This is a genomic window from Rhizobium sp. SEMIA 4085 (assembly GCF_013004495.1).
Lineage (GTDB): Bacteria > Pseudomonadota > Alphaproteobacteria > Rhizobiales > Rhizobiaceae > Rhizobium > Rhizobium gallicum.
Genome location: NZ_JABEPH010000287.1, coordinates 1 through 7,983 on the forward strand (window position 1 = coordinate 1; position 7,983 = coordinate 7,983).

Annotated in this window: 4 protein-coding genes; 1 reads left to right on the forward strand and 3 read right to left on the reverse strand. The window is 55.3% G+C overall.

What is annotated here, in order from left to right; genetic code table 11:
• The coding region (locus C9413_RS23500; protein WP_210263594.1) for a hypothetical protein at positions 1-231 on the forward strand (231 nt) is incomplete at its 5' end.
• Positions 232-886: 655 nt separating this feature from the next.
• On the opposite strand, the gene C9413_RS23510 is transcribed toward C9413_RS23500, so the two are convergent.
• The 3 genes from C9413_RS23510 to C9413_RS23525 form a co-directional block, all read right to left on the reverse strand.
• On the reverse strand, positions 887-1,249 hold the full coding sequence (locus C9413_RS23510) for a hypothetical protein (protein ID WP_082046627.1): 363 nt from the start codon (positions 1,247-1,249) through the stop codon (positions 887-889).
• A 1,029-nt stretch (positions 1,250-2,278) separates the two neighbouring features.
• Positions 2,279-6,061, reverse strand: coding sequence for a hypothetical protein (locus C9413_RS23520; RefSeq protein WP_170250969.1), 3,783 nt, complete (start codon positions 6,059-6,061; stop codon positions 2,279-2,281).
• 113 nt (positions 6,062-6,174) lie between these two features.
• A complete protein-coding gene (locus tag C9413_RS23525; protein WP_052451682.1) occupies positions 6,175-7,782 on the reverse strand; it encodes a hypothetical protein in 1,608 nt (535 codons plus the stop codon).
• Between the last annotated feature and the right edge of the window lie 201 nt (positions 7,783-7,983).

Consider the following 7,983-nt stretch of genomic DNA (forward strand, 5'->3'; position numbering starts at 1 on the left):
ACCCCGGCAACATGGCTGCGAGATCTGGTGGGCAAGGAGAACAGACACGACGGTAAGGTTCGTGCGATGATCTCAATGACCCCCTACTCTCGTTGGAAAGGTATCCCGCATCCTGCTCTTTTGGCAGAGCTGATAAAACGCGAGGATCCGTTCGTCATCAGCGACGCTCCAACCCCGGTCGACGGGGTTACTCAACAAGGCGACTACTGGCTGGAGTTCGAAATTGGTTAATGACAACCAGTCTCATCTATCCGCCTGAACGGCCATTATATCTGATGAACGTAGCAGCTGGTGTCGTGAGTTCGGGAAAGTTGATGCTGCGCCCTGCTGGAGCCGTCACGTCTTTATCCGATCCTTGGGCATGCGCGCTCGAGTAGTCACGAGGGGCAATAATGGCGAAGCGGCCTGGATCTCTTTCAAAAGAGCGGGGAACCGAAGGCGGTCAGATCATCGAGCGGACAGATGTTGGTGCCTACGCGTGAAGTTAGTTCAGAACCGAGGGAAATTTTCCAATCTGCTGCTCGCAACGGGAGATCGACCGATTGTCGAAGATTCCCGAAAAGATGAGTATTGGGGTGCAAGGGTCAATGACACAGGTGAGTTTTTTGGCAAAAACATTCTCGGTCGCTTGTTAGGAGCTACGCCAGCAACTGCGCGACCAACCTGAAATGTTCGAGGAGGTGCATCCACTGCGGTTTGAAAATTTCACACTTTATGGTCGTCAATCCCTGTCGTATCTAAGGATCAGCTCGCGTTCTTCCAAAGAAAATGCAATTGACCGAATTGCGGATGAAGATGGAGCGCCATTGTTTGCGCGCCTGTGAGAGGCTCACACCTTCGTCGATTTTGGAAAACAAGAGCAAGGCGGCCTGAAACGATGGGGCGGCTAAAACACCGCTCTCTTTTTGCTGCGTCTTGGCAAGTCATCCTCCGGGTTACCGCTTTCGTATTCGAGAAGCAGCCGATCCGCGCGTCCTTGATCGTCTATAGAGACGCGGCGGCGTATAACCTTGCTCCTAAAGGCCGCATCGATGATCTCGGCCTCTGACATTCCCAGATGAGCAACGAGATGAAGTAGTGTCCGGTGGCCCTGATCTCCAACGGGGCGTTCTTCACGAAGATGATTTTCGAGGCGCAGCCGTCTTTGGCGCTGTACCCATAAATAGCGACCGTATGCCCATACCGCGACGATTGCCGTGAGAATGGCGGCAACATTAGCGAAAACCTCAAGCGGGTTTTCTACATTCATTACGACACCATGCTGAATTTGAGCTCAATGCGATCAGCCGTAGTATGGAGGACGCGGGCCAATTCGGCTTTTGCAGAGTTCAGCACCTCGTCCACAGTCATGCCCATTGAAACACCCCCCTTCGCCCTCTTCCAGAAACCGCTGCGTGACCCCTAAAGCCGTTGCTAGAGCCACCATATTGGCAGGCCGTGGATAGGTATTATCATTTTCCCAATTGTGGATACACGTTTGCGATGTCCCAACGGCATGGGCAAGATCGGTCTGCGACAAATCCCTAGACTGCCTGGAAACACGGACTCTAGCCCCAAAACTCACAGCTTCCTTCCTCCGTATGAGATCAACAGGAAAAATTGGATATTCTTAAAAAAATAAATTACAACAAAATTATCATTCTCTATTTTCAACGGGCTTCTTTAGATAATCCCAAACAGCTCAGCGAACTCGGTAAACCGGAAAGTTTGGCTGGCATCGGCTACTACTGATTTGGAGATATTAGCCAAAAGGCCGGGATATTCAAAATACTGACTACTATTGCTCCGTTTCTCTGAACAAGAGCGCCGAATGTTCCGTCCTATCAATATCATACCGAAGACTTATTCGGACGCTACGCGGCCCGAGGGCCTCCGTCCTCTGGAGGCTTTCTATTCTGCGGCTTTTCAGTTAACCAACGCCGGCGCCATGCATCCGAAATGGCGGCGGCGGATTCGCTCTGAACCTTGTCGGTGTAAGAGTGTTCGGGATCTTGAAGGGACTCGAACCAGTGATCCTGAGGAAAAAAGCTAAGCTATTCAAATCCATCTTTTCGTTAAGAAGGCGCATTTAGAGTCAAGTCATTGATATATAACCTCTATTCCCGCAGGATGTAATTGCAACTATCTATCTAATTTAGTCGAGCGAACGACGCGTGCTCCATGCCAGCGTTACATCACATCGCCGACATATGATTAGAAACCCGAGCTCCACTGTGATTCTGTGAACACCTAGCCCTAAAAGATGCCGCGGACGCGGCAATCAGAGGCAGACCATGTTCTATAGCCCGATCTCGCGGTCGTGCTGAGCTTCGCGCTCGATCCTGCTCTCGAGACGACGATGCTGGTCTTTTGCCCAGGTCGCAAGCGCTTGGATTTTATGTTTTGACCAACTTGCGAGGGGATCCAAATAAACTTCAAGAAGAGGAACGATAGATCCGGACCAGGATTTGGGTCGGATCCTGTCGGCCACGGCCGCTCGGAATTCCCTCGCCTTACCATAGCGCGCTGCAAGTTCCTCGAAAGCCGGATCCCATGCCGAACCATCCTCCCCGATCGTGAGAGTCGGAAAAAATTCCACGAGGAAAGCCTGGTGGTCTGGAACTCCATCCGCCCAACTGAAGAGACGATCCTTGGATATGCCGTAAAGAGGTCCGGCCTCCGTGTGAGCTGACTTTTCGAACCGATCAGAATTCGGCCCGATCAAACGATGAAGCCGGTCGCGCTCTATCGGCGTCGCGTTGTCATAAAAGCGTATTATGTGAGCCCAGAGGACGTCCGGTTGATCTTCGCGCAAAACAGAGACGAGATCGCGCATTGGCGCGCTCAGCGTCGAAAATATCTCCCACTCCTCCGAGCCAGCAAGTCGCTCGATCTGCTGGGCCAGTCCGTCGGCGAGCTCGGCGTCGACACCGATCGCATTGCGAACTTGCTTGGTCAGATCTTCGAAAAGATGCGCATCGCGATTGCTGTCGCGATTTCCAGCTATCAATGCTGGATTGCATAACAGTTTTCCAATTTCAGCAGCAAATTCAGGAAAGAGTGGTTGGCCATGACGATACATCATTGCAATCTCAAGGGCAGTCCACGCACCGTCGCTTCCATGATTGACGAGCTCATCCAGCAATCGCGAGACGCTGGAAGCGGAACGTTCGTCCAAGCCGCGCCCGTATGACAGATACGCGCATTCGACGGGCTTGATCCTCCCCGCCTGAAGTTCCGCAACCACCCTGTCGATGCGAGAATCATCAATCGTCAGGGCGGAATAAAAATCAATCAGCGGAACGGTTACAGGGAGCGTTTCGACAGCTTTCTTCAGGCACTCATCAGCAAGGGAGTGATCCTCAAGATCAATCCCACGCAGAATGCCTCGCAACATCCTCATCCCGGTGCCGCCTTCATCGACAAGTTCCAGAGCTGTATCGAAAACATTCTTGCGCTGGCGAGCCCGCCTGGACAGCCTTTCTGCGAAAGGACCAACCGTCTTCAGGTCGAGTGGCATCATCCGGCCGATTGCCTCGAGTGTCATCTCATCATTCTGAGCGATTTCATCGGCCAACGCCTCTGCTGCCCGTTCGGAGTACCGGAAATCGTTGTCGCTCTCCCTGTAGATCGCATCGGGGTCTCGAATGTCGGCGCTCCAGAACTTGGTAAAAAGTATCGCCTTGTCGATCGGGTCTTCTGGAAAAAGCCGTGTGTAGAGATCCCGTATATAACGCGAACGTTTGGCCTTAGCGCCTTTTCTGTCGAAATACAGCCAGTGACCAACGCTTTCGATTGCTTCGGGCCAACCACCTTTTTCCTTGGCGATCTCGACGAGCGCCTCGCCGTGCTGGCGATAAATCCCTGTGTTCAGCACCCGGCGTGTGGCGCGGGTGATGATGGTTTCACATCGATCCGCTAGTTCGGGACGGCCTTTCCGGATCTCCAGCAGACGTTTCAGTCCCTCGACATGGAACTCGTCGACCTCGTCCCACGTGGTAGGGGACCAATCCTTCAGGGGCTCGCCCGATCCAATCTCATCCGTCGCCCCGAATCTCGAAAAATGACTTGTAAATACGCTTCCCAGGGCGTCGACGCAGAGCGCGACCGTTGCCTCATCTTCGCTATCGAGACCCTCGTCAAGAATGGCGAAACGCTCAGCCGGCGATACTTCCGTACCGCTGAGCTGAAGTTGGTAGAGCTGTTTGAAGAGACCTGTGGCGTTGTTGGCCCACTCCTCGGTTTCGGCTGCGGCAAGTTTCATGAGCAGACGCGCGGCGGTATTGAACGACCGCGACCGAAACATCAACTTTGAAAGCGCCTCCACGATTGAGCGCCGCGCTTCCTTTGCATCCGCCAGGACCTGGTTCGAGCAGGGCAAAATCAGGTGGTGAAGGCGATCTGCCACCTTGTCCGGAATGATATGGACCAGGGCATCGAGGATCGCCGAGCCTCTAGCTGTCAACACGGCGCCGGGGGTCGACAGATGCCCATCGGCAATTGCGGAAGCAGCGTCACGGATAAGTTGTGATGCGTCCATGAAGCGCCAACGCCGAAGCAACGAAAGAACAAGCTCGTCCGGGGCGCCCAGCACGAATTTTTCCAGCAGCGACGGTCTTACCAGCTTTAAACGGCGATGAGCCAAGTGTTCCGCAATCGGTCGGGGCTGTGCTGCAAACTGATCGCGGTAGCGCCCAACGAGATCGTGATCCTGAGCTTTTGAGAGGTGTTCATACATCTCATCGCCAGACATCCGGGCGAAATCTTTAGCGACCAGATCGAGCGGATTGCCTTCACCTTCGATCGACAGTCGGTCAAACATTGCCAAGCATTCAAGAGCCCTGATCTCTTCGGTCCCAGTGACTGACGACCCTCTCAACACACGGTTGACGATATCGTCAATCGTCTCAAACGCGACGGTGGAAAGATCCCAGGTGGCGGCGACGAGAACAGCGAACTTTGGGTAACCACCGCAGACATCGCGCAAGCGGGAGATGGTTGCTTCAGTTACATCCGGGTTCTTCGAGCGGATAATTGCGCCGATCAAATCCCCATCACTCGGCAATACCGAAAGATGCAGGGTAGCCTTGTCCAGCGGCCGATCATCGGTATCGATGGTAATGACTCGAAGCCGACTTGGGCCAGCTCCCGCAAGTTGTCCGAGCTCGATTGCGGCTTCCCTTGGGCACTCATCGACGACAAGGAGGATGTCATGGTGTCCATCCGCCAGTTGCGCCGCGATTGGAAGCAGAGTGTTAGAGACCACGCGATAATCGGCGAAGATCGTGCTATTGCTGACGATGTCAGCCACAATCGACGAACTCGATCTGAGCGACTCGTAGACAAATCGGCTTTTGCCCAATCCAGATGCACCGGAGATCCGCACCGACTGACCCGGGAACGTCACGTGCTCTAAAACCTTGGCCCAGGCGGCCTTCGCGGATGTGCTGTTGTCCGAGCCGTTGAGTTCGCGGGTTCGCGTCGTACCGATAATGTAGCGGTTGTCGCCATCGTCGGCATAGGGCTGGTCAACAAAGTCACCGCGTTGGCCCCAGGCCTCAACCGTTCTAAAACCGCCGAGTGTCTGGCGATGCGCAATCTCTCCGAGCCAGATCGCGACGGAAGGGTGCGACGTCGCCCAGGCAGCAATTTCGTTGCTGCCATAGAGCTTTATCGACCCGAGCCTATTCGGATCTCCACCGGCCTCGGTGATCCCCTCTTCGATCGCGGCGGCATAATCGTCGATCTTTTGACCCGTCAGCGCTTCGGTCGTGAAGCCGACATAGTGCCCATTCACTGCCGAGATGGATTTCAGGGCCGGTGCGAGGACACGCGTTGTGCCTCTACGTCTACTCGACTTGGTCCAGCACTCCTTTTTCCATCCGTCCCTTCCGAAATTGCTCGCCTTGCATTGAAAAAAGTTCTGACGCCCTGGAAGATAGTTGGTCGAGTCACGTCCGTTCTTCCAAACGATTCTCCCGTCCTCACCACCGTCAGGGATGGTAATCTGCAGAGGAACATTGATGTTTCCCAACGGCACGTCAGCGGCCTGCGCTTCGGCATGAAGCAGGCGGCCGAGCAATTGGACGAGTTGCAGACTGGTAAGGCTATCTATTTGTCCTGGATTGACGTCAAACATCATAAACTCGCCGAAATGAAAGTTCTAAAGCAATGTGTGCCGGCAAGAACGGAAGCTTATCCTCCCCAATCCAGCCGTTCGGCTTGTTCGTCCTCGCGTCTGGCGTCTTGCTCGTAATAGTCAGCAAGCCGGATCAAAGCGTTGGCTGCGCGGGGATAATCAAAAATGATCGCATCAGCCGAGTTACGATAGCGCGCTTCTTCCCGTCGCTCCAGCAATCCTCCGTCGCGAGGCATACGGGTCGTCACGCCGCGGCGGTTCATCTTGCCCACGACAACGCCGTCGATCATTTCCTTGCTGTGGAACAGATCAATCACCTCTCGAACGGCCTCGGCTGGCCAATTTCCATCCTTGCCGTCTGGTGAAGAGGAGAGCATGTGCCCAATGCGGCTATCGCCGATATCCAGGCGGCCCGCCTCGCGGGCAAGCTTCCTCGCCTCTTTGATCCATTCGGTCAGTCTGACCGGATCGATTGAGCCATCGTTCTGTGTCCCGGGAATTCTGTTCCAGTGTCCGAGCAATGCATAAGCCCGGCTCGCCACTGCTTTCGCCATTTCCGGTGTTCCGGGCACAGGGTCGTCCGCGTCACTGTCTTCATCATCACTTTTTCGATAGACCGCTTTCAGGAGATCGACAAAAAGCTTTGGTTGCTCCGACAGCTCGGCGAGAAGCGCTTTTGCTGGTCGCTGGGAATGCTCCAGGACTTCAAGATAGTTCCATTCAAGAGTCGCGAGCGCGTCCCGTTCGACATCATCGCGATTGTCCAGGATCTGCATGAGCTCCGCAACATGATGGCGGAACATGCCGAGTTCATTATGGTCTACATCGCCAGTGAAGGGTTGCTTTGCTGCCTCGCGCAGTACCTCGATGACAAGGTCCGAAGGAAGATCGGACTTCCGCATCCGGCCAGCGAGCCCGACCGCTCGCAGCGGCACGCCCATCTGAATGAGCTTGCGGACCGCATAGACGATGTCATCCTCGCGATCATCAATCCACATGACCCGCGCAGTCCGCCAGTATGTCGTCTCGATAGAGCCGCCGATTTCGGAGACGCGCTCCCAGACCCAGCGCTCGGCAGGCATGGCGCGAAGCAATGTGAGAAGCGCCTCCTCGTTCCAGTTCTCAGCAACTGCTTTTTCGATCAGGCCCTCGAACCATTCTTTCTCGCGTTCACGAGACGCGGTGACCACAATACCGTGCGCGACATCCCGCTCCGAGGGATCCTCGGCTTTGAGGAAAAACTCAAGCAGGCTATCGAACTCGGTTGAAGGCAGACCTGCATCGTAGAGCGCTTTGCCAATATAACCTGCAGCTTCTGCTCGTCGTGCGAGCTTTTGGATCGCCAGAATTCCTCCTGCTTCGTATACTGCCGCCGCTGCTCGCTTGCGCGCTTCCTCAATATCGCGCGCCTCCGTTTCCCAGCCGGCAGAAGCGCGGTCAGGGAGTTCCACAGTCTGGTCGAAAAGCCATGCCACCCGCTCGATCGGATCGGCAGGAGCAAACCGATGGTAGAGTTCTTCCAAGGTGATCAAAACAGGCTCGTCCAGCGACCAATCTGCATCGGGGAATTGCCGATGTCTGTGAAGCGTTGAACGAAGCTTGCGCCACAGAACAGAGCGGGAGTCCTCGTCAGTCATCTTCGCCTCGGCGACGGCAAGATTCACGACCTGCCGCCGAACCCCGTCTCGCGGGCCGTGCGGATGAACAAGGAGCGCCCGCGCCAGTGGGCCCTTGGACCCGAGGGCCTGCCCGAGACTTGGCGGCGCCTGGACGCTATGGAGGACCGCATCCGGGAGACGTGCTGGATGCTGATGCTCCTGAGGGGGCGCCGATTGCACAGGGCACGCTCAATGCGGGGGGCGCGG

Coding starts and splice junctions, on each gene's coding strand:
- C9413_RS23510 (WP_082046627.1), bottom strand. CDS start 1,249: ATGAATGTAGAAAACCCGCTTGAGGTTTTCGCTAATGTTGCCGCCATT.